Source organism: Pseudomonas sp. RA_15y_Pfl2_54 (genome assembly GCF_963971015.1).
Taxonomy (GTDB): Bacteria; Pseudomonadota; Gammaproteobacteria; order Pseudomonadales; family Pseudomonadaceae; genus Aquipseudomonas; species Aquipseudomonas baetica_A.
The window spans coordinates 136661-161826 of sequence record NZ_CAXAPN010000001.1 but is presented as its reverse complement, the minus strand read 5'-3'; the positions used below and the strand labels follow the sequence as shown (position 1 = coordinate 161826).

Here is a 25166-nt window from a genome sequence, read left to right as displayed (position 1 = left end):
CCCGCTCTCACAGAGGACGGGCTTCGGACTCAACGTTGTATCCACTGATAATCCCCTGTGGGAGCGGGCTTGCTCGCGAAGGCGTCCGTCCAGACACTCAATGGCTCAGGCGAACACCATCCGCCGCAACTCAACACAATCCTGCGCATGCCAGTCCGTCAGCTCCGGCCATGGGTTATCCGGCAGGTTCACCAGCACCGTCCGCGTCCCTGCCGCCCGACCGCAATCCAGATCAAAGCGGTAATCGCCGACCATCACCATCTCGCTGGCCGGCACCGACCACGCCTCGGCCAACTTCAGCAATCCACCCGGATGCGGCTTGGGCGGCGCGTCATCACGGCCCAGCACATCCTCCACGGCAAAGCAGTCAGCCAGGCCAATCGCCTCCAGTGTGACATGCGCCAGTTCGCGGGCATTACGGGTGAGAATGCCGAGGCGATAACCGCGCGAGTGCAGGTCACGCACCAGTGCCACGGCGCCGGTGGCCGGAGTCGAGCCCCGCGCCAGATCACGTTCGTGCTCCAGCAACCAGGCATGTTTCGCCGCCGCTTCAGCGGCTGGCAGCGCGCCAAGGTGGGTGAGAATGTCGTCCTCGGGCGGAATCGACAACGCCACGCGAATCGCCGCGAAGTCATGGACGGCAACGGTGAGCGTGCCGTCCATGTCGAACACCCAATGCTTCACATCAACGAGGCTCATGCCCAGTCCTTGCGATGCCGAATCAGGCCTTCCTGAGTCACCGAGGCGACCAGTTGCCCGGCACGGTTGTAGACGCTGCCACGGGAGAAACCACGGGAATTGCCGGCCCACGGACTGTCCATCGCATAGAGCAACCAGTCATCGGCACGCAGATCGTTGTGGAACCACAGCGCGTGATCGAGGCTGGCGACCTGCATGTCTTTCTGCCAGACCGATTTGCCGTGGGGCAGCATCGAGGTGGTCAACAGACCGAAGTCCGAGGCATAGGCCAGCAGGTATTTATGCAAGGCCGGGAGATCGGCCAAGGCGCCGTCGGCGCGAAACCACACATACTTCACCGGATCGGCCGGTTGCGGGTTGTACGGGTCTTTCTCGGTGACCGGGCGCACCTCGATCGGTTTCGGGCACAGCAGTTTTTCGCGCATGTGCTCCGGAATCAGGTGCGCGCGCTGCTGGGTCAGTTCCAGTTCCGATGGCAGGTTTTCCGGCCCGACCACGACCGGCATCTGGCTCTGATGCTCGAAACCCTCTTCGTCGTACTGGAACGAAGCACTGCAAGTGAAAATCGGATGGCCCTTCTGGATCGCCGTCACCCGGCGAGTGCTGAAACTGCCGCCATCGCGCACGCGGTCCACCGAATAGACCACCGGCAACTTGGCGTCGCCCGGACGCAGGAAATAGCCGTGCATCGAATGCACATGGCGGGTTTCTTCAACCGTCTGACTGGCCGCCGACAACGACTGACCGAGTACCTGCCCCCCGAACAACTGACGAAAACCAAGGTCCTGGCTACGGCCACGGAACAGGTTTTCTTCGATCGGTTCCAGGGTCAGCAGGTCGACCAGATCTTCCAACACTTGGCTCATTCAGACTCTCCTCACACAAAGCTATGCCGCGCAGTCTTGGCTGCGGCGGCCGATTCAGATTCTGGCGCGGGCCAATGATATGGCGGCCATTGTAAACGTCCGTGTCGGCTTATCCATGCAAGGTTTGCAGCCACTGCTCCCGGGTGATGCGGTACAGCACATGTTTGCGTAACGGATCACCGACGGCGAGTTTCGGGTGATCGAAATCATCCGCCGGCGCGTGGTGCATGCCGATCGCCTGCATGACTTTCTCCGAAGGCAGATTGGATTTCGCGGTGAAGGACACCATTTCCTTCAGGGCCAACCGGTCAAACCCGCAACGCAGAGCAGTCCATGCCGCTTCACTGGCATAACCCAAGCCCCAATGTTCCTTGGCCAGGCGCCAGCCGATTTCCACTGCCGGCGTAAAAGGTGCATCGAAACCGACGACGCAAAGTCCGGTGAAACCGATGAACTCGCCACTGTCCTTGCGCTCCAGCGCCCACAAACCGAAACCATGCTCAGCAAAATGCCCGCGCACACGGCCGATCAGCGCGGCGCTTTCCAGACGGCTCAACCGAGCGGGAAAGTAGCGCATCACCTGAGGATCGGCACACATCGCCGCAAATGCCGGCAAATCTTCGTCCTGCCACTGACGCATCAGCAGGCGTGCGCTTTCCAGTTCCAGTATCGGCTCCATCGTGCTCCTCCGTTTCCATGCCGCAAGTCTACATCGCTGGTAGGATCGCTCACTCTTTCCTACGTTTCCTACATGAAGTCGCCATGCCACTGCCGCTGATCTATCACGAAGACTACAGCCCCGAGTTTCCGGCGGATCACCGCTTTCCCATGGACAAATTCCGTCTGCTGCGCGATCACCTGGTCGACAGCGGCCTGACCTGCGACGCCGATTTGCTGCGCCCAGAGATTTGTCCCAACGACATCCTCGCCCTGGCCCATGACCGTCGCTATATCGAACGCTACATGAGCGGCGAGTTGTCCCGCGAAGACCAACGGCGCCTCGGCCTGCCGTGGAATGAAGCACTGGCCCGGCGCACGGTGCGGGCGGTCGGCGGTTCGATTCTGGCGGCGGAAAAAGCCCTTGAGCATGGTTTGGCTTGTCATCTGGCCGGCGGCACCCATCACGCCCACTACGACTACCCGGCCGGGTTTTGCATCTTCAATGACCTGGCAATCATCAGCCAGTACCTGCTGCAAAGCGGCCGGGTGAACCGGGTGTTGATCTTCGATTGCGATGTGCATCAGGGTGACGGCACGGCGCGGATTCTGCACGACACCCCGGAGGCGATTACCGTTTCCCTGCACTGCGAGAAGAATTTTCCTGCACGCAAAGCCGAAAGTGACTGGGACATTCCGCTGCCCAAAGGCATGGGCGATGCCGACTATTTAAAAGTCGTGGACGACACGCTCAACTATTTGCTGGCGCTGTATCAACCGGATCTGGTGCTGTACGACGCGGGCGTCGATGTGCACAAGGACGACGCCCTCGGTTATCTGCAACTCACCGACGCAGGCGTTGCCGCCCGGGATGAAAGCGTGATGCGCCATTGCCTGGGCCGTGATATTCCGGTGGTCGGCGTGATTGGCGGCGGCTACAGCAAGGATCGCCACGCCCTCGCCCGCCGCCACGGCATTCTCCATCACAGCGCGCAACGGGTCTGGACGTCACACGGTTGTCATTGAGGTGTGCTGCGTTACCCACATTCGCTGTGGAACGGCCTGTGGATAACCTGAGTGCAAGGGACTAGAGGCCATGCTGGACATAGCTTGCAGCACGATGGTCATTTATTAACCATATTTTGTGGATCACCACAGCCCCCTCCCACCCTGTCCGGCGCTGTTAGAATGCGCGGCTTATCCCGCCATACCGCAGCGCACGCCATGACTCAGACTTCCGCCCCCCTCCCCGCTCACGTCGCCATCATCGGCGGTGGCCCTGCCGGCCTGATGGCCGCCGAAGTGCTGGGCCAGGCCGGAGTGCGCGTCGACCTGTACGACGGCATGCCCTCGGTGGGCCGCAAGTTTCTGCTGGCCGGCGTCGGCGGCATGAACATCACCCATTCCGAAGCCTACCCGGCGTTCCTTTCGCGCTACGCCGAACGCGCACCGCAAATCGCCCCGTTGCTGCGCAGCTTCGACGCCGATGCGTTGTGCCGCTGGATTCACGATCTGGGCATCGAAACCTTCATCGGCAGTTCCGGCCGTGTGTTCCCCACCGACATGAAAGCCGCGCCCCTGCTGCGCGCCTGGCTCAAACGCCTGCGCGACAGCGGCGTAGTTATCCACACCCGCCACCGCTGGCTCGGTTGGGATGAACACGGCGCGCTGCGCATCGACACCCCCGATGGCGAAATCACCATCAGCCCCGACGCCACCCTGCTCGCCCTCGGCGGCGGCAGTTGGTCGCGACTCGGTTCCGACGGCGCATGGATGTTGCCGCTTGAGCAGCGTGGCGTAGGACTGGCGCCATTGCAGCCGAGCAATTGCGGCTTCGAAGTGCAGGCCTGGAGCGAATTGCTTGTCAGCAAATTCGCTGGCGCACCGCTGAAAAATATCGCCATCGGCTTGAACGACGACATTGCGCGCTTGGGCGAATGCGTGATCACCGCGACCGGTATTGAAGGAAGTTTGATCTACGCGTTGTCGGCACCGATGCGCGAGGCGATCAACGCGCACGGCTCAGCGACCATTCACATCGACCTGCTGCCCGGCCGGCCTGTGGATAAATTACAGGCTGCGCTGAGCAAACCGCGTGGCTCGCGCTCGATGGCCAAGCACTTGCACAGTCAGGTCGGGATTGACGGGGTGAAAGCGGCGTTGTTGCGTGAGTTGACTGATGCGGCGACCTTCGCCGATCCAGCGCGGCTGGCGCGGGCGATCAAAGCATTGCCGCTGACCTTGGTGAAAACCCGTCCGCTGGATGAGGCGATCAGCAGTGCCGGGGGCGTGACGTTCGAGGCGATGGACGAGCGCCTGATGCTCAAGGCCTTGCCGGGCGTGTTCTGCGCTGGCGAGATGCTCGATTGGGAAGCACCGACGGGCGGGTACTTGCTGACGGGGTGTTTTGCCAGTGGCCGGGCTGCCGGGTTCGCAATATTGGAGTGGCTGCAGCGCGAGGGCTGAAGACCGCAGTGCGCCCTTCGCGAGCAAGCCCGCTCCCACAGTTGACCGCTTTCAATTGAAGTACTCGGTCGAATGTGGGAGCGGGCTTGCTCGCGAAAGCAGTCTTAGTGACGCCGCATCAAAATCAAGGCTTACGCTTACGCGGCCCGGTATTGAATACCGGCACTTTACGCACAGGCTTGATCGAAGGCTCCGGCGCCTGCGTCTCGCCGCTGTCGACCCATTTACCCAGATTGCGCTTGCCGCCACCGCCGGAGGTTTTCGGCTTTTTCGGTTTCTTCGGCTTCTTGATCACCTGACCGCTGGCGTCGGTATCCGGCACGCGGTGCTCAGGTTCAAAGTCCGGTTCGTTCTGGCGCTTCAACGTCTGGCGCGTCAGCATCTCGATGGCCGAGAGCATGTTCACTTCATCGGCACACACCAGCGAAATCGCTTCGCCCGTCGCACCGGCACGGCCAGTACGGCCGATACGGTGAATGTAATCCTCGGCCACGATCGGTAGATCAAAGTTGACCACCAGCGGCAAGTCTTCGATGTCCAGACCACGGGCCGCGACATCGGTGGCGACCAGAATCTGCACTTCGCTGAGTTTGAAACGATCCAGCGCACGCTGACGGGTCGCCTGCGGTTTATCACCGTGGATGCCGTCGGCGTTGACGCCCAGGCCCTGGAGTTTTTCCACCAGCGCGTCCACGCCGTTACGGGTCTTGGCGAACACCAGCACCTGCTTCCACTTGCTCTTGCGCATCAGATGCACGAACAGTTCGGCCTTGCGCTTCTTGTCCACCGTCACCACCCACTGCTTGACGGTGTTGGCGGCGACGTTGCGCGGGCTGACTTCGACGCTCAGTGGGTCGTTGAGCATCTGCCCGGCCAGCAGGCGAATATCGTCGGAGAAGGTCGCGGAGAACAGTAGGGTCTGGCGCTTTTTCGGCAGCATGCGGTAGATGTTCGCCAGTTCTTCGGAGAAGCCCAAGTCGAGCATACGATCGGCTTCATCCAGCACCAGGGTTTGCAACTGATCGAGTTTCAGCGCGTTCTGGCGGAACAGGTCAATCAGGCGACCAGGCGTGGCGACCAGCACATCAACGCCGCCGCGCAGCTTCATCATTTGCGGGTTGATGCTGACGCCGCCGTAAACCGCATAAGTGCGCAGCGGCAGGTTTTCGGCGTACTGGCGCACAGACTCATGAACCTGCTCGGCCAGCTCGCGGGTCGGCACCAGAATCAGCGCACGCGCCGAGTTGGCAGTGACTTTCGGCCCTTCCATGGCCAGCAACTGCAGCAGCGGCAAGGCGAAACCGGCGGTTTTGCCAGTGCCGGTCTGGGCCGCTGCCATCAGGTCGCGACCGGCCAGCACGGCCGGAATGGCTTGCGCCTGCACCGGCGTCGGGGTCTGGTAGCCGAGCGTCTCGAGGGAGCGCAGCAAGGGTTCGATCAGGCCAAGGGAGGCGAAAGTCATGGGAGTACCGTAGGAAAATTCAGCGCGGATTTGCAAAAGAGTGTGCAAAACGAATGTGCAATGGCGCGCAGTTTACCCTAATTCGTACGGTTTTCTGTTGGCAGGGTTGTCGGCGCCACGACTGGCGGCGGAGGCGCCCGACGCCACTGGGGTAGCCCAATCAGCACCACCGCGCTGATGATCACCAGCATCGCCAGTGCTTCTTCAATGCCAATGCTCTCGCCGACGAAGACAATCCCCAGCAACACCGCCACCGCCGGATTGACGTAGGCATAACTGGTGGCCGCCGCCGGACGCACGTGCTTGAGCAGGTACATGTACGAGTTGAAGGCAATGATCGAGCCGAAGAAGATCAGATACGCCAGCGCCAACCAGCCTTCCACTGGCGGCACGGCTTGCAAGTGCTCACCGCTCAGCGCACTGCCGATCAACAACACGACGCCGCCAACGAGCATTTCCACGGCACTGGCCATCGCGCCTGGCGGCAGGGGCAAGTGTCGGCTCCAGACCGAACCGAACGCCCACGACGCCGCAGCAAAAATCAGCAACATCGCCCCCAGCGGACTCGATTGAAGGTTGGAGCCCATGTTGAGCATGGCGATGCCGATAATCCCCAACACCACCCCGGCCCATTCGAGACGGGTATTACGCGCCCCCCAGAAATAACCGCAGAGCAACGTGAACAACGGCACCGTCGCCACCGCCAACGCCGCAACGCCTGAAGCCACGCCGGTGTGTTCGGCCACACTCACGGCGCCGTTACCAAGACTCAACAGCAAAATCCCGATGATCCCCGCCGCTTTCCACTGCGCCCAGGTCGGTGCCGGCGCCCCGCGCCAACGCAGGAAGGCGTACATCAGCGTCCCTGCAATCACGAAGCGCACCCCGCCAAGCATCAGCGGCGGCCAGTATTCAACACCAATGCGGATCACCAGATAGGTCGACCCCCAAATCACATACAGCGCAAAAAACGCGGCGATCAGCGGCAAGGGAAAACGGCGCAGGGCAGGCATGGACGGCTCGAAAGTCAGAGGCGAGGGATGGATTATTCTAGAAAGGCCAACGGGCAAAAATAAGTTACAAAACCTGTTTATCAGGCCAGTACACTTTGGAAATCACGGAGATCGACGGGATAAACCGCGATTTCGAAAGTCTGGCATTTACAGGAGTTCGGCCTTGGACAAATACGACCGCATGCTGCTCAGCGCCCTACTCGAAAACGGTCGTGCGTCCTACGCCGACCTGGCGCGCAAAGTAAATCTGTCAGCGCCCGCCGTGGCCGAGCGCGTGGCCAAACTGGAAGCATCCGGGGTGATCACCGGGTATGAGGCAAAAATCAACCTGTCGAAAATCGGCTTGCCGATCCAGTGCGTGATCGAACTGCGCCTGCACCAGAACGGCAGCCAGAAGGTGTACGACGAACTGGCCACGATCTCGCAACTGACCGAGTGCTTTCGAGTGACGGGCGATCCGTGCGTGATCATGAAAGGGGCGGTGGGCTCAATGCTGGAACTGGAGGCGTTGATCAATCGGGTGGCGAAATTCGGGTTCAGCAAGACGTCGATTGTGCTTTCGAGCGCCATCGAAAAACGCGTGCCGCTCGGCCATATCGAAAACAACGGCAAACAGACCTGACGCCAGCAGAGATCCAATCTGGGAGCGGGCTTGCTCGCGAAGGCGGTGAATCAGTCGACATCAATGTTGAATGAAACACCAACTTCGCGAGCCAGCCCGCTCCCGCAGGGTTATCTGTTGACCTGAACATCAGCGATAGCGCTGGAGATGCTCGCTCACTTTCGCCGCTGGCACTTTCTGCAGCTTGCACAGCAGATCATGCGATAGCTCGCGTACGCCGTGCTTGTCTCGCAACTCCCCCGTCAGATGCGCCATCAAGTTCGCCGCCATCTCCGCATCCGCCATCGCCCGGTGAGCCTGACCGGTGTGCGGCAGGCGGGCGAATGTGGTGAGGGTGCCAAGTTTGTGATTCGGCGCGGCCGGCATCAGTCGGCGGGCGAGTAACAGCGAGCAGGCGAAGTTCTGCAATCGGGTGCGTTTGATTCGCCCCAGTTCGAAGTCCCAGAACTTCTGGTCGAACGAGGCGTTGTGCGCCACCAGCGGCGTGCAGCCGACGAACTCGTTGACCTCTTCCATGACCTTTTCCGCCGAGGGTGCGCTGCGCAGCATGGCGTTGCTGATGCCGGTCAGTTGTTCGATAAACGCAGGAACGCGCACGCCAGCGTTCATCAGGCTCTGGTAACGCTCGACGATACGGCCGTTTTCCAGCATGACCACGGCGATTTCCGTGGCGCGACAGCTGCTGTTCGGCGACAGGCCGGTGGTTTCAAAGTCGATGACTGCAATGCGTTCCAAACCGGGTTCAACTCCGTTCAAATCAATTCTTGAGCAACGCTCAGTTTTTCAACAGCAGTGCGCCTTCGATCGGCACATAACGGCTGGCGGCGCGGATCAGCGAGTTGGCGGTCAGGCCGGGCACGCCGTAGGCGACTGCCTGTACACCGTGCTTGCTGATGATGCGTTCGAGCAGCATGTCAAAGTCACCGTCGCCGGAAGCCAGGACGATTTCGTCGACGTGGTCGGCGGCGTCCATGATGTCCAGGGTGATGCCCACGTCCCAGTCGCCCTTGGCCGAGCCGTCGCTGCGCTGGATGTAGGGTTTGAGCTTTACGGTGAAGCCGAGGTTGCGCAGGATCTGCTGGAACTGCTGCTGTTTGCTGTCGCCACGGTCGATGGCGTAGGCGTAGGCCTCGACAATCTGCCCATCCTTGCTGATGTCCGCCCACAGCGCCGCATAGTTGAAGTGGCAACCATAAGCCTGACGCACGGTGTAGTAGAGGTTCTGCACATCGGCGAACACTGCGATTTTTTTCACCGGAGTTCCTGTGGGCGCGCAAGCGCACGAAGCGGGATCAGGCGCTGGGCCCGAAAAAGGCGCTCAGTATGCCAGCCAACAGGAACGTTCCGCGAATAATCGCCCCGGAGCCCTCACAGGCTCCGGACGAATGGTTAATCAGACGAAGGAATCGTCGTCATCGAAGAACGATGAACTGTCATCGCTGTAGTCGGTGTCGTTAAATCCGCCCTGGTCATTGCCGTAGGAATCGTTACCGGCCATGCGCTGATCGTCACCCCAGCCGTTGTTGCTCTGGTCGGCGACTTGAGCCGGCTCTTCCTTGATCACCTCAACAATCTCTTGCGGCTGCTGATTGTGGTGGAACAGGCTGCTGATTCCCTGCGCCAGCATCACACCACCGGCTACACCGGCCGCGGTTTTCAAGGCGCCGCCGAGAAAGCTGCTGCCGGCCGCCGGTGCGGCTTGTTGCGCATAATTGGGCGGTGGCGCAGCAAAACCCTGTTGCGCAGGTGGAGCACCAACGTTCTGCTGTGGTGCAGGCTCGCGCCAGCCACCCGTGGACGCCGGAGCAGCACTCGGGGTCGGTGCCGGACGCGGGCTGCCACCAAAGATGCTCGACAGGAAACCGCCGCCACTGCTCGGCGCCGGCGCTGCACTCTGCGCTTTGGCCGCTTGCAGTTCGGCCTGCAACTGCTGGACTTGCCGGGTCAGTTGCTTGTTCTGCTCATCCAGGCTTTTGAGCGCCGCCTCTTGAACCAGAATCGCCTGGGTCATGAAATAACCTGCCGCCGGCTGGCGCGTCAGGTGTTCCTTGATCCGCGTCTCGGCCTGGGCGTCGCGCGGGGCTGCCTCCGTTTCGGCCTGTTGCAGCCGGGAAAACAGTCCATCGATCAGGGTTTGCTCTTCGCTGTTCATGGCGACCTCGTAGATTGCCGGGGATAACATGGCCCTCGCCCACTTTTGGACAAGGTGCTCGTCCGTAATGGAGGCTGCGACAAAACCTTTCAATGACCTTTACCGAATGTTTACGTTTGTGTGGGCTGGCGCATCATCGGTTAAAGTGAGCCACTGTTTTCGACCTGCGATACCGACTGATGAATGCCTTCGAAGTGCTGCGCGACTCTCTGTTCTTTTTCAAACGCCATTTGGCCAGCATCGTGCAGTTGTGCCTGCCGCTGGTGATCGTCGAAGCGCTGCTGCAACAAGTGGTGGATCACGCCAGCGACCCGGACAGTTTCTCATCCGTCAGTGTGATCGTCGGCTTGCTGGTCTATCCGTTGTACACCGCCGCATTAATCCTGTTTCTCGACGCACGCACCCGTGGAGAAGCCCCGCGCACCCTTGATCTGCTGGCGATGTCTGCGCGGTTGTGGCCGCGTTTCGCCCTGCTCACCGCGCTCAACACGTTGCTGATTCTGCTGGGCCTTTCGCTGTATTTCCTGCCGGGCCTGATTTTGATGGTGATGCTGGCGTTCGGCGAATACCTGTTGGTGCTGCGCGGCCTTAATCCATTGCACGCCATGAAGGAAAGCCTGTGGCTGAGCCGCGGGCATTTCTGGCGAATTCTGCTGTGCATTCTGTGTGTGATGACGCCTTTGTGGTTGCTCAAGGGGGCGACGCTGGCGGTATACCCCGAGCCGCAGAACCCGATAGTGTCGGTGCTGATCGACAGTGGCCACAGCTTCCTGCAACTGTTCACCAGCGTGGTGCTGTTCCGCCTGTTCATGCTGATCAGCCAACTCCCGGAAAAACGTGACGGCGCGGTCTGACCGCTCCGCAATTGGGCTTCGAGACCGCCGTCAGGTATGCTCGGGGCCACTTTCTGTAACGCTATAAGCCGAGCCATGACCCGTCTACTGCGCTACACCCTGTTGCTCGCTCTGCTCGCCGTCATCTTGATCGGCGCGCTGATTTTCGGCCTGACCTGGCGCCCCGACGCCCGCGAAATCCTGCCGGTCAGTTGCACCGGCACACCGCCCATGCTGGTGCCCGGGCAAGCGCTGAAAGTCATGACCTGGAACGTGCAGTATCTGGCCGGCAAGCGTTATGTGTTCTGGAATGACCTGGCCCAGGGTAACGATGAAGCGCCGACGCTGGAGGACATGGCCTTCAGCCTCGATGAAGTGGCGCGGGTAATCCGCGACGAACAACCCGATCTGGTGCTGTTGCAGGAACTCGATGACGGCGCCAAGGCCAGCGACTATCAGGATCAACTCAAGTTGTTGCAGGAGCGGGTCGCCGATCTGTACCCGTGCAGCGCCAGCGCTTTTGACTGGAAAGCCGATTTTGTCCCTGAGCCCCATATCTATGGCAGCGTTGGCCGGCAACTGGCGACGCTGAGCCGCTATCGCATCGAACATGCCGAACGCCTGCAATTACCGGTGGCCCCAAGCAATTTCATCAGCCGCCAGTTCCAGCCCAAAGACGCCCTGCTCGCGACCAAACTGCCGCTCAGCGATGGCGGGCAACTGACCGTATTCAATACCCATCTGGAACGCGCCCACCGACCGGACGACACGTTGCATGCGCAAGTGACGGCCGTGGCCAAGGTGCTCGACAAGTATGAAAGTCAGGGCCTGCCGTGGCTGATCGGTGGCGACTTCAACCTGTTGCCGCTGGGCCAATATCGTCGTTTGCCCGCCGAGCAGCGCACGCCCTACTCCGCCGACAGCGAGCTGCATCTGCTGTGGGACAAGTACCCGATGATCCCGACCAACAGCGAAGCCAGCGGCATCGACCGCGCGCAATGGCTGACCCACTACCCCAACGACCCCGGCCTCAACGGCCCGGATCGCACGGTCGACTATCTGTTCTACAGCCCGAAGATCAAACGGGTGGAAGCGATGGTGCGTCAGGACGACACGCTGCGCATTTCCGATCATTTGCCGGTGATTGCGCGGTTCCTGCTGCCGGCTGCGCCTTAAAAACGCAGCATGGCCACAATCAGCTGCGGCGCTTGACCACACGCCGATGGCAATCCGCCGGGCCCAGCAACTCGCCAGCTTTGGAGCGCACCGTAATGGTCTCGACCGGCTCCGAGTGCTCGTTGTCCAGCAACACCGAATAACTCTCGCCCTTGCTGAACAGGAAGTCCTCGCCCCACTGGCGCATGCTGATCACGATGGGGAACACCGAACGTCCCATCTCGGTCAGCACGTACTCTTTGTAAGCGGTGCCATCGGATGCCGGCTGCACCTCAAACACGCCCAGTTCGACCAACCTCTTGAGCTTCGCCGAGAGGATATTTTTAGCTAGGCCCAGACGTTTCTGGAATTCACTGAAGCGACGCACGTCATCGAAAGCGTCGCGGATGATCATCAACACCCAACGATCGCCAATAGCCTCAAGCGTGCGGGCCACCGGGCATTCGCTTTGTGCCAGTAGCAACTGTCTGGCCATGAGACTCCAATTTTTGCGAGATCGTGCGCGTTAGAACAGTTCTAACGGCAGAAGAAAATATTGCGTGAAAAACCAGTTGCAGATTAAAACCCGTTTCGATAAAAATCAACGCATCGGTTTTGTTTTGAAACCTGTTATTCCCAAGGATGGAATGATGACGTTGAACCTCCTAAGGCCCTCGAAAAGCGACGTCAACGCCGAAAAGACAGCCGACGCCGTTACTGCTCCAGCCCCTGATGGACGCACAACTGCCCGTGGTTTAAGTCGTCAACAGACGTTTCTCTTCGCGATTACCTGCGCCATGGCCGTGGCCAATGTCTACTTCGCACAACCGCTGCTGGAGTCGATGGGCGCCAGCCTGTCAGTGTCGCCCGACACTATTGGTGTAGTGGTCACGGCGACTCAGGCCGGTTATGCAGTGGGCCTGTTGTTCATCGTCCCGTTGGGCGATCTGCTCAATCGCAAGCGGCTGATTCTGACGCAGATGCTGCTGTCGGCCGTGTCGTTGTGTGCGGTTGGGCTGGCGCAGAGTTGGGGCATGTTACTCGGCGCAATGGTGCTGGTCGGCCTGATGGCAGTGGTCGTGCAGGTGGTGGTCGCCTACGTGGCCACACTCGCCAGCCCCGAGCAACGTGGTGAAGCGATTGGCACGGTGACCAGTGGCGTAGTGTTGGGCATTCTGCTGGCGCGCTTTGTGTCTGGCGCGGTGGCCGATCTGGCCGGATGGAGAGGCGTCTACTTCGTCTCGGCAGCCTTGATGATCGGCATGGCGCTGGTGCTGTACCGCACGCTGCCGACATCGAACACGCCACCGGCCAAAGACAGTTACGTGCAGTTGTTGCGCTCAGTGTTCCAGTTGTATCTCACCGAACGGACGCTACGCGTCAGGGGCACCTTTGCCCTGCTGATATTCGCTGCATTCAGCGTGCTGTGGACCGCCATGGTATTGCCGCTAAGCGCACCACCACTGTCACTGTCGCACACCCAGACAGGCTTGTTCGGTCTGGCCGGGGTAGCGGGCGCGCTGGCCGCCGCAAGGGCCGGGCGAATGGCCGATCAGGGCCTGGGCAATCGCACGACAGGGATTGCGCTGGTGCTATTGACCCTGTCCTGGCTGCCCACCGCGTTTGTTGAAAGCTCATTGCTGGCGATGGTCGTAGGTGTGGTACTGCTCGACTTTGCCGTGCAAGCGGTGCATGTGACCAACCAAAGCCTGATCTTCGCCGCGCGGCCCGACGCGCAAAGCCGACTGGTGGGGGCCTACATGTGCTTCTACTCCGTGGGCAGCGGCATCGGCGCTATTACGGCCACCTACACTTACGCCCATTTTGGCTGGGGCGCGGTTTGCCTGCTGGGCGCGGCCTTCAGTGGGATAGCGCTGTTGTACTGGTTATCTCTGGAGCTGACCTCCCGTAATTGTCTGACTACCTGAAGGCGTACCTGTAATGAAACCACTGCACGTCGTATTGGCTGTACTGATCACCGCAATCTGGGGGGTCAACTTCTCGGTCATCAAGCTGGGATTGGCGACCGTAGATCCTTTTATTCTGGCGGGTATCCGCTTCAGCCTTTGTGCATTACCGGCGATCTTTTTCATCCGCAAACCGAATGTGCCATGGCGCTACATCATCGGTTACGGACTGGTGTTCGGCATCGGCTTGTGGGGCATCGTCAACCTGGGTATCAAGGCCGGGCTTTCGGCGGGCATCGCTTCGCTGGTGCTGCAATTGAGCGCGTTTTTCACGATTCTGTTGGGCGGCTGGGTGTTCAAGGAAGCGCTGACCCGATTTCAGGTACTGGGCATGCTGATCGCACTTGGCGGATTGTTGTGCATCATCATGATCAGCGATGGCTCGGTCAGTCTGCCCGGCGTGCTGCTGGTGCTGGTGGGCGCGGTGTCATGGAGTGTCGCCAACATCATCAACAAGAAGGCCAGCACCCTGGAAGTCTTCGGGTTTCTGGTCTGGTCCAGCGCCTTTGCACCGATCCCGTTGTTCGCTCTCGACTACACGGTGAACGGCAGCGCCGGCTTCACCTCGTTCGTCAATCAGGTCGATACGACCGCCGTGCTGTCGATCCTGTTTCAGGTCTACCCGAACACACTGTTCGCCTACTGGATCTGGAACTCGCTGCTCAAAACCTACCCGGTTTCGACCGTCGCGCCACTGTCGTTGCTGGTGCCGATTTTCGGCATGCTCGGTTCGGTGCTGATCTTCCACGAGAGCGTGCCAGCGAGCAAGGTGCTGACGGTGATGCTGATCGTGGTCGGCCTGGCCGTTGGCCTCTATGGGCAGCGTATTTTCAATGCGATGCTTGCGCGCCCTGCGCGCACTTCAATATGAATCGCCAGGGAGTAAGTATGGGGCCGGGGAGACGTGAATTCGTCAAGGGCCGCTGTTAGCCCCTGAATCGGCGCCTTGCATTGGCACAGCCCCGGATCAGGTCCCCCGGGGCTTCGCCCGTGCCGTGGCTTCAGCCACCAACGGATCATCTGGCCAATAATGCTTGGGATACCGACCTTTCAAATCCTTCTTGACCTCGGCATACGTGCTGCGCCAGAAGTTGGCCAGATCCTGCGTCACCTGCACCGGTCGTCGTGCCGGGGACAGCAGGTGCAACTTGACCACCTGCCGCCCGCCGGCAATCCTTGGCGTCTCGGCGAGGCCAAACAGCTCCTGCAAACGCACCGCCAGAATCGGCGGAATCTCGCTGTAGTCCAGACGAATCGACGACCCCGACGGCACGCTCAAATGGTGCGGTGCCAGCTCATCCAGCCGTTGCGGCAGCGGCCATGGCAGTAGATTGCGGACGATGCTGGACAGATCGAGGTTGGCAAAATGACTGAGCCGCGAGACCTTGCCCAGATACGGCATCAGCCAGTCTTCAAGAGTTTTCAACAGCGTCGCGTCGCTGACATCCGGCCATTGGCTTTCGTCCTGAGTGTTCAGATCAAGTTGCCGTAACAACGCAACACGGGCCTGCCACTGGCGCAGCTCCGGTGTCCACGGCAGCAGTTCCAGCCCCTTGCGTCGCACCAGATTGACCAGCGCCTGACTGCGGGCGGCTTCATCGAGACCGGTTAGCGGTTCGCGGCTGAGGATCAACTCGCCGACCTTGCGCTGACGCTCGGCGCGCAGCACGCCTTCGCGCTCGTCCCAGTCGAGTTGATCGACGTTGCGCACTTGTTCGGCGAGCACTGAGTCGAACAGCGCCGGATCGAAATCCGCTGCCAGATAAATCCGTTCCTCGCGCTGACCCTGACGGCTGCCGAGGTCGGCAATCACAATCCACGGCTCTTTCATCAGGCTGTCCGCTTCGGCGAACAGCGCGGCGCGACCGTTGGCCAAGCGGTATTCGGCGCCACCGGCACGTCGTTGCTGGGCGACGCGATCCGGGTAGGCCAAGGCCAGCAGTGCGCCAAGCCAGCGTGGGTGATCAGGGTCGCTGACCGGCTCGCTCGCCTTGCCCCGCAAATAACCGCGATACTGCCGCGCCAGTTGCCGTGCACGTTGCACACCGCCCTGCGCGCCACGAGCCGCACGTTCTTCGCCGGACAGCAGCACCAGGCGGCTGTGCAGATCCGCCCCGGCACCGCGCAAGATATCGCGCTCGCCAAGCAACGCGGCGACATCGCAGGCCATGTTTGCCAAGCCCAACGCTTGCCCGCGCAGCAACAAATGGCCGATACGCGGATGCGCCGGCAACTCGGCCATGGCCTGACCGTGCGAAGTCAGAGCCTGCCCTTCCAAAGCGCCGAGTCGCTGCAGCAGATCCTGCGCCTGTGCATAAGCCGCCGCCGGTGGCACGTCGAGCCAGACCAGTTCGCCCGGCGTAACGCCCCAGCGCCCCAGTTGCAGCGCCAGGCTGGCCAGATCCGCTGAGAGAATTTCCGCGCTGCCGTAAGCCGCCAGTTGTTCGTGCTGATCCTGCGACCACAACCGATAACAAACACCCGACTCCAAGCGTCCCGCCCGACCCGCACGCTGCGTGGCGCTGGCCTTGGAGATGCGCTGAGTGTCGAGCCGCGTCATGCCGCTGCCCGGATCGAAACGCGGCACCCGCGCCAACCCGGCGTCGATCACCACGCGCACGCCGTTGATGGTCAGACTGGTCTCGGCGATGTTGGTCGCCAGCACCACTTTGCGCTGCCCGGCCGGCGCCGGATCGATGGCGGCGCGTTGGGCATTGAGGTCAAGTTCGCCGTGCAGCGGGCAGAGCAAGACGTCTTGGCGCTCGCCAATGGCATCGCTCAATTGTTGATGCACACGGCGAATTTCCGCCTGCCCCGGGAGGAACACCAACAGGCTGCCGGTTTCATCGTTAAGGGCTTCGAGCACGGTCTGCGTCACGCGCTGATCGATGTATTCGCCGGGCTGAAACGGCCGCCCCCAGCGCATCGTCACTGGATACATGCGCCCTTCACTGCGCAGGATCGGTGCGTCGTCGAGCAACCCGGCCAGACGCTCGCCTTCCAGCGTGGCCGACATCAGCAAAATTTTCAGCGGCTGTTCAGCTCGAAACAGCTCACGACCGTTCAAACTCAGGGCCAGCGCCAGATCGGCGTCGAGGCTGCGCTCGTGGAATTCATCGAAAATCAGCAGACCCACGCCTTCCAGCGCAGGGTCGTCCTGCAAGCGGCGAGTGAGAATGCCTTCAGTGACCACTTCAATGCGTGTGTTGGGGCCGACCTTGCTGTCGAGGCGAATGCGATAACCGACGGTTTCACCGACCTTCTCGCCCAGTTCGCTGGCCAATCGCTCAGCAGCGGCGCGCGCGGCCAAGCGGCGCGGCTCAAGCATCAGAATGGTTTGCCCGCTCAGCCACGCTTCGTTGAGCAAGGCCAACGGCACGCGGGTGGTTTTACCGGCGCCGGGCGGCGCTTCGAGCACCGCTTCGTGGCGTGTCGCCAACGCGTCACGCAATGCGGGTAAAACTTCGTCGATCGGCAAAGAAATCATGCTGGCTCCCAAACAGAGGCGCGAGTATAACGGCGAACTGCCGGGCGTTTGTCAGGGTCTTAACTTCACTCGACGACGCTTCGTTTACAAATGACTCAGGAGATATCCCATGCGTTTACCTTTTCGCCTGATCGGCGGTGTACTGGTCGCCACCCTGCTCACTCAAATCACCGCGTGCGGTTCGATTTTCTACCCCGATCGTCGCGGCCAGATCGACGGCAAGATCGATCCGGCGATTGCCGTGCTCGACGCCGTGGGCCTGCTGTTCTACGTCATTCCCGGGCTGATCGCGTTTGCCGTCGACTTCGCCACCGGGGCGATCTATTTCGAACCGGGCCACACCGCGCAGATCGACCCGGCCAAGCTCAAGCAAGCCATCGGCCCGGACGGTCAGGTCGATAACCACAAGCTGCAGGCTATTCTCCAAAGCGAGTTGGGTCGGGCTGCCGTAGAAATAAACAAGGCTCTGGATGACCCACGCCTGATCCAGCACAGAGGCAGCACGCAACAACTGGCGATGTTTGGCCTGCAACCTGCCGCATAAGGAATAACTGCACCATGACATCCAGTCCCGAACACGCCCGCCTGCTGCGGCTGGCGACCCGCGCCTCGGTGGCGGTGGCTTGTACGCTGATCATCGCCAAAGCCATCGCCTGGTGGCTGAGCGGCTCGGTGAGCATGCTCGCTGGCCTCACCGACTCGGCACTCGATGGCATTGCTTCGTTGATTAATTTGCTGGCGGTGCATTACGCATTACGCCCGGCGGATGACGACCACCGTTACGGCCACGGCAAGGCCGAATCACTGGCCGGCATGGCGCAGGCATTGTTCATCGGTGGCAGTGCGGTATTGATTGCCTTTCAAGCCTATGAACGCATCAAGCAGCCGGAACCGCTTGGGGCGCCGTGGATCAGCATTGGCGTGATCATTTTCTCCCTGGTGCTGACGGTCGCCTTGCTGATTTTGCAGCATCGGGTGATCAAGCAGACCGGCTCCAACGCCGTGCGCGCCGACTCGTTGCATTACCGCTCAGATCTATTGCTCAACGGCAGCATCCTGCTTGCGCTGGTGCTGGCCGGTTTGGGATTTTCTCAACTCGACGCGTGGTTTGGCCTCGGGATTGCGGCTTACATCTTGTGGAGCGCGATCCAGATCGGACGGGAAAGTTTTTCGGTGTTGATGGACGAAGAACTGCCGACAGATGTCAGCCAGCACATGCTCGACCTGGCCTGCAGCGTGCCGGGGGTGTTGGGCGCGCATGACTTGCGCACGCGGATTTCCGGCCACCACTGGTTCGTGCAGTTGCACCTGGAATTGCCGGGGGAATTGACCCTGTCAGTCGCTCACAGCATCAGCGATCAAGCGGCGGATGCGATTCACAAAGCCTACCCAAGGGCCGAAGTGCTGGTGCACGCCGACCCGCAGGAGGTGGTCAAGACTGAACGGGTGCAAACCCGGATTCAGTAAGACACCTGGTAACCGCGACTGCTCAGGCAGTTGCCCTGCGCCTGACGGTAAGCCTGCACCACCTCGGGCGCCGGTTGATAAGTCGCGGTGCGCGGATCGAAACCGCTTTGCTGCACCGCGTACTGATAGCACTGATAGCCATCCTGCTGGACCTGTTCCGGCGACTGACCGTTGGCCGGATACGCCTCGACGTCATAACCTTGCGATTGTGGCTGCGGCGGCTGAACCGGCGGCTCGACCACCACGTAATCCTGCGTCGCTTCCTGATAGGCGTAGTAAGAACCGGCGGCGAGGAACAGCAGCGCGCCGCCGATCCATACTTCACGGGCGTAATCCGGCAAATACTGGATGCGGATCCCGCGCGGCGGTTGCACGACGATGTAGCGTGGGCCCTGCGGGCGATACCAGTAGCCGCCGGAATAAAAGTAATCCTGGCCTCGATACGGCACGCGATAGTCGCGATCCGGGAAGCGGTCGATCACATGCCCCGGCCGGTACTGCGGGCCTGGGCCCCAACCATTGCCATGCCCTTGCGGACGCCCCGGCCAGCGATTGTCGTTGGGCCGGTTGCCGGTCTGCCAATGCGGGTTGTTGTAGCCGTTTTGCGGACGCTCGTCGCGGTAGTAGCCCTGGCGCGGCTCCTGAGTCTGGCGCACGGTGTCGGGACGTGGCTGGATCGGCAGACTGTTGCCTGGCGGTGGTGAAGGCTGATGAACCGGATTCGGCTGATTTTGCGCACGATTGTGTGTCTGCCACTGACCCTCGTCGTGCGGCTGGCCGTTGTGTTCGAACTGGCGACTGTTGTCGCCACGAATGATCTCGTTGTTCTGCGCACGCGGCTGATTGTTGCCGCCATGCCCCCGATTATTGCCCTGATGATCCGGCCCGCGGCCACCACCATTGGGGGCGCGGCTTTCCGGGTCATCGGCCAGCACTTGCGCACTGACACTCACACACAGCAAACCAACACCGGCCAGACGCCAGATGCGCGACTTCATGCTATTCCTCACTGCGGGTTCAGGGCGTGTAACTAAGACCGGGAATGTACACACCGGGTTCTGCAACAGGTTATCAGTCACGAAACTTATTTATTGAGTCGCGTGTGGGCGAAGGCAAAAAATCGCAGGCAAGAAAAAAGGGAGACCCGTCGGCCTCCCTTCTAGAGAACTTCGTCCTGGCTCGACGCTTTTGACGTCGGCTCACCTCACGCCGTCTTCTGGACAGTGTGCAGCTCGGGGGCCGGCACAACCCCGGTGGGGGTGGCGGCCGCGGCGGGCCTGATAGGCGGGCCGCTGTGGACTGTGTTACCGAGCAGTGATTCTGGTGATAAGAATAGGCCTGAGCCGGCGACAGAGGATTGCGAATATTGCTCAAATAAACATCACTTGCGCAATTTTTAACCCTGGATAGATAATCCACCGCAATAGTTATGACAAAGGCCTGATTCATGAGCAAACTCGACCGTTACGACCTGAGCATTTTGGCGGAACTGCAGCGCGACGCCCGCATCTCCAACCAGGAACTGGCCGAACGTATCGGTTTGTCACCGTCGCCCTGCTCGCGCCGGGTCAAACAACTGGAAGACGACGGCTATATCTCACGTCAGGTCGCCCTGTTGGATCGCAAGATGCTCGGCCTGAGTCTGACCGCGTATGTACTGATCGGCATGGACCGGCACACGCCGGAGCGTTTCGAGAACTTCGAAGCGGCGATTCGCACATTGCCGCAGGTGCTGGAGTGCAGTCTGGTGACGGGCGTGGATGCCGACTATCAGTTGAAGGTGGTGGTGCCGGACATGGATCACTATCAGAAACTGCTGCTGGGGCACCTGACGCGGATTGAAGGGGTGACCAGTGTGCGCTCCAGCTTTGTGCTGAACCAGGTGCTCAATAGCACTGAACTGCCGCTGACTCATTTGCGTAGTTGAGATCGCCTTCGCGAGCAAGCCCGCGCCCACATTCTGGAGTGCATTCCCCTGTGAGAGCGGGCTTGCTCGCGAAGAGGCCGGAACAGGTCATCAACGACTGCGGCACACCGACGCAGGTCAATGCGGCTTCAGCCACCCTCGGCGTATAATCGCCAAGCCCTTTCAGCCGCGCCCACGCCGGAGATACCCAATGGATCCAGCCGTATTCGAAGAATGGATGATGACGGGCCTCGTCAGCATCCTGATCATTTTCATGGGTTTCATCGTCTGGGATCTGGCGAAGAAGTCCAAGGCCGGACGTTTCGGCTCGTTCATTCTGTTCTTCGTGCTCGGCCTGGGCGTGGCCGCGTTCGTCATCAAGAGCGTAGTAATTGGCCTGATCGAATCCGGCGCTCTATAACCGCGCCGGCACTTCCTTCCACTGGCCTTGATCGAGCCCCTCGATCGTCCAGTCGCCAATTCTGACCCGCACCAGTCGCAACGTCGGCAGTCCTACCGCCGCGGTCATGCGCCGAACCTGACGGTTGCGCCCTTCACGAATCACCAACTCCAGCCAACTCGTGGGCACGCTTTTGCGAAAGCGTACGGGCGGGTTGCGTGGCCACAACGCGGGTTCGTCCAGTTGCCGCGCCTCGGCAGGCAAGGTCGGGCCGTCGTTGAGTTCGACCCCATCGCGCAGGCGCTGCAATTGCTCAGCACTTGGCTCACCCTCGACTTGCACCCAATAGGTCTTGGCCAGTTTGTGCTTGGGGTCGGCGATCCGCGCCTGCAACTGGCCGTCATTGGTCAGCAGCAGCAAGCCTTCGCTGTCACGATCCAGGCGCCCGGCCGGATAGATGCCAGGCACATCGATGAAATCCTTGAGTGTCGCCCGCCCTCCTTCATCGCTGAACTGCGTCAGCACATCGAAGGGTTTGTTGAACAGGATCAACTTCGGCTCGGCCGGCGGCGCCTTGGCAATACGGCGCGGGGAGGAAGACTGAGGCTTCGCGCCAAGGCGGCGGGAAGGTGGACGCGGGGGACGGGACATGGCGAAAAGAACATCTAACGGTCAGGGCTGCTAATGCTAGTGCCCTGACCGCCAAATGACCACGACAAACCGTTAACGGAACGGCGGTTCGTCGAAGCTGCGCAGTTTGCGCGAGTGCAGCGAGTTGAGTTCGGTGCGCAGCAGATCCACCGCTTCGATGCCGATTTTCAAGTGCTGGCTGACCGCACGCTCGTAGAACGCATTGGCCGAGCCCGGCAGTTTGATCTCGCTGTGCAGCGGTTTGTCCGACACGCACAACAACGTGCCGTACGGCACCCGCAGGCGATAACCCTGCGCTGCGATGGTGCCGCTTTCCATGTCCACCGCCACGGCGCGGGACAGATTGATCAACGGACGCTCCTGCGCCCAGCGCAACTCCCAGTTACGGTCGTCGTAAGTCAGCACGGTGCCGGTGCGCAGGCGCTTTTTCAGCTCTTCACCTTTCTCACCGGTGATATTGGCTGCCGCTTGCTGAAGCGCGAGCTGTACTTCGGCCAGCGCCGGGATCGGAATGTTCGGCGGCACCACCCGGTCGAGAATCCCGTCGCGACGCATGTAAGCGTGGGCCAACACGTAGTCGCCGATGGTTTGCGACTGACGCAGCCCTCCGCAGTGACCGATCATCAGCCAGCAATGCGGACGCAACACGGCCAAGTGGTCAGTGATGTTCTTGGCATTGGACGGACCGACGCCGATATTCACCAGCGTCACACCATGACCATCACTGGCGATCAGGTGATAGGCCGGCATCTGATAACGGTGCCAGACCACACCCGCGGCAATCGCCGACGCTTCGCCGTGATCCATGCTCTTGTCGATGATCACGTTGCCCGGCAGCACCATGCGCACGAAACGCGGATCGCTGCGCAACTGCTCCAGACCATGGACGATGAACTGGTCGACGTAGCGGTGATAGTTGGTCAGCAGAATCCACGGCTGCACATGGCGCCAGTCGCTGCCGGTGTAGTGCACCAAACGACGCAGCGAAAAGTCGACGCGCGCCGCATCAAACAACGCCAGCGGCAGGGGGTCGGTGTTTTCCCAATCGTAGAGACCGTCGGCGATGCCATCGGTGGCGGCCGACAGGTCGGTACTGGGGAACACCCGCGCCAGCACTGCCGCCGTCACGCCGGAACCGGCGAGTTCATCGCCCTGTTCGACCACGTACGGATACGGAATATTTTGCTGACTGACGCCGACTTCCACGGTCACGGTGAAATCGTGCATCAACGGCGTCAGTTGTTCGAGCAGGTATTTGCGAAACGCCGCCGGGTGGGTGACGGTCACGCTGTAGGTGCCCGGCAGCTGTACTTTGGCGTAAGCGCGGGTGGTCTGCGGGACTTCGCCATGGCAGTGGTAGGTCAGACGCAGTTCGGGATAACGAAAAAGAGCACGCTGCTCGGCGTCGGGCTCGACGCGATCCTTGAGGTAACGCTTGAGCGCCGAATTCAGCGCAGTAGTGGCCCGCTCATGCAGCTGGGCCAGACGATCCACGGCTTGTTCAGCGGTTTGAACAACAATAAACGCTTCGGTCACGATCAGCTTCCTGTGTTCTGACTTGCAGAGCTTCATCTTGCCTGCATCGTGGCGCGACGGGAACAGTGGCGTTGTGGCTGTACCTCAATCTTTCAAACAAAGAAGATCCCCTGTGGGATTTGTAGTGTCTCAGAAACCTTGCGGGGTCGAGCGGGCGACAATGGCTTCGACATCAAGGCCCCGCGGTAGCGCGCCGTAGACCCTGCCATTGCCACCCAACCGACTGGCAATAAACGCATCGCTCACCGCCGCATTCCCCGCCTCCAGCAACAGCTTGGCCTGAAGCCCCAGCGCAATGTCCTCGGTCAACTGCCGCGCCCGATACTGAATATCGCCGGTGTCCTTGAACTGCGCCTGCAACTGCTGAATATGCGCAGCCAGGCGTTTGTCACCATGGCCGTCACCCAATTCATGGAACAACACATCCAGCACGCCCGGCTCTTTCGACAAGGCGCGCAGCACGTCGAGGCACTGCACGTTGCCCGAGCCTTCCCACGTCGAGTTGACCGGCGCCTCGCGGTACAGGCGCGGCAGGATGCTGTCTTCGACATACCCCGCGCCGCCCATGCACTCGGCCGCCTCGTTGATCATTGCCGGGGCGCGTTTGCAGATCCAGTATTTGCCCACCGCCGTCACCAGCCGGGCGAATTGCGCTTCGTGGCGATCGTCCAGATGATCCAGCGCACGGCCCATGCGCAGGCTCAAGGCCAATGCGGCTTCACTTTCAAGGGCCAGATCGGCCAGCACGTTCTGCATCAACGGTTGCTCGCTGAGCAGTTTGCCGCTGACCTTACGGTGCGCGCAGTGATGGCTGGCCTGAGTCAGGGCCTGACGCATCAAGGCGCTGGAGCCGACCATGCAATCAAAGCGCGTCATCGCCACCATTTCGATGATGGTCGGCACACCACGCCCTTCTTCGCCGACCATCCACGCCAACGCGCCGCGAAATTCCACTTCGCTGGAGGCATTGGACTGATTGCCGAGTTTGTTTTTCAGGCGCTGGATATAGAACTGATTGCGCGTGTCGTCCGGGCGATGGCGTGGCAGCAGGAAACAGCTCAAGCCCTTGTCGGTCTGCGCCAGCGTGAGAAACGCATCACACATCGGCGCCGAGCAGAACCACTTGTGCCCGACCAGTTCATACGCCTGCCCCGGCCCACTGGCGCCGACCGGATAAGCCTTGGTGGTGTTGGCCCGCACATCGGTGCCGCCCTGTTTTTCAGTCATGGCCATGCCGAGGGTGACACCGGCCTTGTGCGCCATGCCGACATTGCGCGGATCGTATTGGGTGGCAAGGACTTTCGGCAGCCATTGCTCGGCCAGGTTGGGTTGCAAGCGCAGGGCCGGCACACTGGCGAAGGTCATGGTCAACGGGCACCCGCTGCCGGCCTCGGCCTGGCTGTGCAGATAACTCATCGAGGCGCGGGCGACATGGGCACCGTCCTGTGGATGAGTCCACGGCGACGAAGTCAGGCCATGCTCGATCGCGGTACGCATCAGTTCGTGATAAGCGGGATGGAATTCCACCAGATCGATGCGATGACCGTAGCGGTCATGGCTGGCGAACACCGGTTTGTTCTGATTGGCGAGGAACCCGGCTTCCATCAACGGGCCGCCGGCCAGTTCACCGTAGGCATCGATCCGCGACTCGGCCCAACCGGCACCGAACCGCCGCGACCACTCCTGCAATGGCAGGTCGATGCGGTAGAGGTTGGTGCCGTCCAGCGACGGTGGCTGATTGGTGACTTCGTGGGTTTCGGCGAACTGATGCAGGTTCATGACGGGGCTCCTTGGGATCAGCCAGAGACACCAGTTAAGCACCGGCCC

The 25166-nt window shown here is 60.9% G+C and carries 25 protein-coding genes; 11 read left to right on the top strand and 14 right to left on the bottom strand.

Features of this window, described 5'->3' with window-relative positions:
• Positions 1–105 precede the first annotated feature (105 nt).
• From AACY50_RS00840 to AACY50_RS00830, 3 genes are all read right to left on the bottom strand, one after another.
• Positions 106–699, bottom strand: coding sequence for an HAD family hydrolase (locus AACY50_RS00840; RefSeq protein ID WP_339431394.1), 594 nt, complete (start codon positions 697–699; stop codon positions 106–108).
• Positions 696–1565: an acyl-CoA thioesterase II gene (gene tesB, locus AACY50_RS00835; RefSeq protein ID WP_339431393.1), complete on the bottom strand. Its 870-nt coding sequence runs from the start codon at positions 1563–1565 to the stop codon at positions 696–698. The genes AACY50_RS00840 and tesB overlap by 4 nt, the downstream gene beginning before the upstream one ends.
• Positions 1566–1674: 109 nt before the next feature.
• Entirely contained in the window at positions 1675–2244 is a 570-nt protein-coding gene (locus AACY50_RS00830; protein ID WP_339431392.1) for a GNAT family N-acetyltransferase, read from the bottom strand.
• A gap of 83 nt (positions 2245–2327) precedes the next feature.
• Between AACY50_RS00830 and AACY50_RS00825 the strand changes: the two genes are divergently transcribed.
• On the top strand, positions 2328–3248 hold the full coding sequence (locus AACY50_RS00825) for a histone deacetylase family protein (protein ID WP_339538047.1): 921 nt from the start codon (positions 2328–2330) through the stop codon (positions 3246–3248).
• 198 nt (positions 3249–3446) lie between these two features.
• Positions 3447–4688, top strand: coding sequence for a TIGR03862 family flavoprotein (locus AACY50_RS00820; RefSeq protein WP_339538046.1), 1242 nt, complete (start codon positions 3447–3449; stop codon positions 4686–4688).
• Positions 4689–4812: 124 nt separating this feature from the next.
• Here AACY50_RS00820 and AACY50_RS00815 read toward each other — a convergent pair whose 3' ends face one another.
• Both AACY50_RS00815 and yedA read right to left on the bottom strand, forming a co-directional pair.
• Complete coding sequence (locus tag AACY50_RS00815) at positions 4813–6150, bottom strand: DEAD/DEAH box helicase (protein WP_339538045.1); 1338 nt, start codon at positions 6148–6150, stop codon at positions 4813–4815.
• 77 nt (positions 6151–6227) lie between these two features.
• Positions 6228–7163 (bottom strand): drug/metabolite exporter YedA, encoded by a 936-nt coding sequence (gene yedA / locus AACY50_RS00810; protein WP_339538044.1) that lies wholly within the window; start codon positions 7161–7163, stop codon positions 6228–6230.
• A gap of 163 nt (positions 7164–7326) precedes the next feature.
• Between yedA and AACY50_RS00805 the strand changes: the two genes are divergently transcribed.
• Positions 7327–7785 (top strand): Lrp/AsnC family transcriptional regulator, encoded by a 459-nt coding sequence (locus AACY50_RS00805; RefSeq protein ID WP_339464712.1) that lies wholly within the window; start codon positions 7327–7329, stop codon positions 7783–7785.
• A 129-nt stretch (positions 7786–7914) separates the two neighbouring features.
• On the opposite strand, the gene AACY50_RS00800 is transcribed toward AACY50_RS00805, so the two are convergent.
• From AACY50_RS00800 to AACY50_RS00790, 3 genes are all read right to left on the bottom strand, one after another.
• Positions 7915–8520, bottom strand: a complete 606-nt coding sequence (locus tag AACY50_RS00800) for a 3'-5' exonuclease (protein WP_339538043.1) — start codon at positions 8518–8520, stop codon at positions 7915–7917.
• Between the two features lie 40 nt (positions 8521–8560).
• Positions 8561–9040: a LabA-like NYN domain-containing protein gene (locus AACY50_RS00795; protein ID WP_007949802.1), complete on the bottom strand. Its 480-nt coding sequence runs from the start codon at positions 9038–9040 to the stop codon at positions 8561–8563.
• Between the two features lie 138 nt (positions 9041–9178).
• Positions 9179–9937: a DUF2076 domain-containing protein gene (locus AACY50_RS00790; RefSeq protein WP_339431421.1), complete on the bottom strand. Its 759-nt coding sequence runs from the start codon at positions 9935–9937 to the stop codon at positions 9179–9181.
• 179 nt (positions 9938–10116) lie between these two features.
• Here AACY50_RS00790 and AACY50_RS00785 point away from each other — a divergent pair, with 179 nt between their 5' ends.
• Both AACY50_RS00785 and AACY50_RS00780 read left to right on the top strand, forming a co-directional pair.
• The gene (locus AACY50_RS00785) at positions 10117–10791 is read left to right on the top strand and encodes a YciC family protein (protein ID WP_339538042.1); all 675 of its coding nucleotides are present in this window, start codon (positions 10117–10119) and stop codon (positions 10789–10791) included.
• A gap of 75 nt (positions 10792–10866) precedes the next feature.
• Positions 10867–11946: an endonuclease/exonuclease/phosphatase family protein gene (locus AACY50_RS00780; protein ID WP_339538041.1), complete on the top strand. Its 1080-nt coding sequence runs from the start codon at positions 10867–10869 to the stop codon at positions 11944–11946.
• A 19-nt stretch (positions 11947–11965) separates the two neighbouring features.
• Here the strand turns inward: AACY50_RS00780 and AACY50_RS00775 are convergent, their stop codons facing one another.
• A complete protein-coding gene (locus AACY50_RS00775) occupies positions 11966–12421 on the bottom strand; it encodes a winged helix-turn-helix transcriptional regulator (protein WP_221730162.1) in 456 nt (151 codons plus the stop codon).
• Between the two features lie 154 nt (positions 12422–12575).
• Between AACY50_RS00775 and AACY50_RS00770 the strand changes: the two genes are divergently transcribed.
• Positions 12576–13853, top strand: a complete 1278-nt coding sequence (locus AACY50_RS00770; protein ID WP_339431373.1) for an MFS transporter — start codon at positions 12576–12578, stop codon at positions 13851–13853.
• A gap of 13 nt (positions 13854–13866) precedes the next feature.
• Positions 13867–14763: an EamA family transporter gene (locus AACY50_RS00765; RefSeq protein WP_339431372.1), complete on the top strand. Its 897-nt coding sequence runs from the start codon at positions 13867–13869 to the stop codon at positions 14761–14763.
• Positions 14764–14859: 96 nt separating this feature from the next.
• Here AACY50_RS00765 and hrpB read toward each other — a convergent pair whose 3' ends face one another.
• Positions 14860–17379, bottom strand: coding sequence for an ATP-dependent helicase HrpB (gene hrpB, locus AACY50_RS00760; protein ID WP_339538040.1), 2520 nt, complete (start codon positions 17377–17379; stop codon positions 14860–14862).
• A 109-nt stretch (positions 17380–17488) separates the two neighbouring features.
• Between hrpB and AACY50_RS00755 the strand changes: the two genes are divergently transcribed.
• Positions 17489–17923, top strand: a complete 435-nt coding sequence (locus AACY50_RS00755) for a polyribonucleotide nucleotidyltransferase (protein ID WP_339538039.1) — start codon at positions 17489–17491, stop codon at positions 17921–17923.
• A gap of 14 nt (positions 17924–17937) precedes the next feature.
• A complete protein-coding gene (locus AACY50_RS00750; protein WP_339464717.1) occupies positions 17938–18846 on the top strand; it encodes a cation diffusion facilitator family transporter in 909 nt (302 codons plus the stop codon).
• On the opposite strand, the gene AACY50_RS00745 is transcribed toward AACY50_RS00750, so the two are convergent.
• Positions 18840–19844: a DUF6515 family protein gene (locus AACY50_RS00745; RefSeq protein WP_339538038.1), complete on the bottom strand. Its 1005-nt coding sequence runs from the start codon at positions 19842–19844 to the stop codon at positions 18840–18842. The genes AACY50_RS00750 and AACY50_RS00745 overlap by 7 nt on opposite strands.
• 449 nt (positions 19845–20293) lie before the next feature.
• On the opposite strand from AACY50_RS00745, the gene AACY50_RS00740 reads away from it, so the two are divergent.
• Both AACY50_RS00740 and AACY50_RS00735 read left to right on the top strand, forming a co-directional pair.
• On the top strand, positions 20294–20773 hold the full coding sequence (locus tag AACY50_RS00740; RefSeq protein WP_007909658.1) for an Lrp/AsnC family transcriptional regulator: 480 nt from the start codon (positions 20294–20296) through the stop codon (positions 20771–20773).
• A 190-nt stretch (positions 20774–20963) separates the two neighbouring features.
• Positions 20964–21173, top strand: coding sequence for a DUF2788 domain-containing protein (locus tag AACY50_RS00735; RefSeq protein WP_003185724.1), 210 nt, complete (start codon positions 20964–20966; stop codon positions 21171–21173).
• On the opposite strand, the gene AACY50_RS00730 is transcribed toward AACY50_RS00735, so the two are convergent.
• The 3 genes from AACY50_RS00730 to AACY50_RS00720 all read right to left on the bottom strand — a co-directional run bounded on the left by AACY50_RS00730 (position 21168) and on the right by AACY50_RS00720 (position 25118).
• Entirely contained in the window at positions 21168–21734 is a 567-nt protein-coding gene (locus tag AACY50_RS00730; protein WP_221730278.1) for a pseudouridine synthase, read from the bottom strand. The two genes, AACY50_RS00735 and AACY50_RS00730, sit on opposite strands and share 6 nt — an antisense overlap.
• A 141-nt stretch (positions 21735–21875) precedes the next feature.
• A complete protein-coding gene (gene amn, locus AACY50_RS00725; protein WP_339431367.1) occupies positions 21876–23375 on the bottom strand; it encodes an AMP nucleosidase in 1500 nt (499 codons plus the stop codon).
• A gap of 93 nt (positions 23376–23468) precedes the next feature.
• The gene (locus tag AACY50_RS00720) at positions 23469–25118 is read right to left on the bottom strand and encodes an acyl-CoA dehydrogenase family protein (protein WP_339431366.1); all 1650 of its coding nucleotides are present in this window, start codon (positions 25116–25118) and stop codon (positions 23469–23471) included.
• Positions 25119–25166: the final 48 nt, after the last annotated feature.

Excerpts from the sequence above, each read along its gene's own strand:
- AACY50_RS00770 (WP_339431373.1), top strand. The coding sequence starts at position 12,576 with ATGACGTTGAACCTCCTAAGGCCCTCGAAAAGCGACGTCAACGCCGAA.
- AACY50_RS00815 (WP_339538045.1), bottom strand. The coding sequence starts at position 6,150 with ATGACTTTCGCCTCCCTTGGCCTGATCGAACCCTTGCTGCGCTCCCTC.
- AACY50_RS00775 (WP_221730162.1), bottom strand. The coding sequence starts at position 12,421 with ATGGCCAGACAGTTGCTACTGGCACAAAGCGAATGCCCGGTGGCCCGC.
- hrpB (WP_339538040.1), bottom strand. The coding sequence starts at position 17,379 with ATGATTTCTTTGCCGATCGACGAAGTTTTACCCGCATTGCGTGACGCG.
- AACY50_RS00840 (WP_339431394.1), bottom strand. The coding sequence starts at position 699 with ATGAGCCTCGTTGATGTGAAGCATTGGGTGTTCGACATGGACGGCACG.
- AACY50_RS00790 (WP_339431421.1), bottom strand. The coding sequence starts at position 9,937 with ATGAACAGCGAAGAGCAAACCCTGATCGATGGACTGTTTTCCCGGCTG.
- AACY50_RS00785 (WP_339538042.1), top strand. The coding sequence starts at position 10,117 with ATGAATGCCTTCGAAGTGCTGCGCGACTCTCTGTTCTTTTTCAAACGC.
- AACY50_RS00825 (WP_339538047.1), top strand. The coding sequence starts at position 2,328 with ATGCCACTGCCGCTGATCTATCACGAAGACTACAGCCCCGAGTTTCCG.
- AACY50_RS00830 (WP_339431392.1), bottom strand. The coding sequence starts at position 2,244 with ATGGAGCCGATACTGGAACTGGAAAGCGCACGCCTGCTGATGCGTCAG.
- tesB (WP_339431393.1), bottom strand. The coding sequence starts at position 1,565 with ATGAGCCAAGTGTTGGAAGATCTGGTCGACCTGCTGACCCTGGAACCG.
- AACY50_RS00820 (WP_339538046.1), top strand. The coding sequence starts at position 3,447 with ATGACTCAGACTTCCGCCCCCCTCCCCGCTCACGTCGCCATCATCGGC.
- yedA (WP_339538044.1), bottom strand. The coding sequence starts at position 7,163 with ATGCCTGCCCTGCGCCGTTTTCCCTTGCCGCTGATCGCCGCGTTTTTT.
- AACY50_RS00745 (WP_339538038.1), bottom strand. The coding sequence starts at position 19,844 with ATGAAGTCGCGCATCTGGCGTCTGGCCGGTGTTGGTTTGCTGTGTGTG.
- AACY50_RS00755 (WP_339538039.1), top strand. The coding sequence starts at position 17,489 with ATGCGTTTACCTTTTCGCCTGATCGGCGGTGTACTGGTCGCCACCCTG.
- AACY50_RS00765 (WP_339431372.1), top strand. The coding sequence starts at position 13,867 with ATGAAACCACTGCACGTCGTATTGGCTGTACTGATCACCGCAATCTGG.
- AACY50_RS00735 (WP_003185724.1), top strand. The coding sequence starts at position 20,964 with ATGGATCCAGCCGTATTCGAAGAATGGATGATGACGGGCCTCGTCAGC.
- AACY50_RS00740 (WP_007909658.1), top strand. The coding sequence starts at position 20,294 with ATGAGCAAACTCGACCGTTACGACCTGAGCATTTTGGCGGAACTGCAG.
- AACY50_RS00720 (WP_339431366.1), bottom strand. The coding sequence starts at position 25,118 with ATGAACCTGCATCAGTTCGCCGAAACCCACGAAGTCACCAATCAGCCA.
- amn (WP_339431367.1), bottom strand. The coding sequence starts at position 23,375 with ATGAAGCTCTGCAAGTCAGAACACAGGAAGCTGATCGTGACCGAAGCG.
- AACY50_RS00750 (WP_339464717.1), top strand. The coding sequence starts at position 17,938 with ATGACATCCAGTCCCGAACACGCCCGCCTGCTGCGGCTGGCGACCCGC.
- AACY50_RS00780 (WP_339538041.1), top strand. The coding sequence starts at position 10,867 with ATGACCCGTCTACTGCGCTACACCCTGTTGCTCGCTCTGCTCGCCGTC.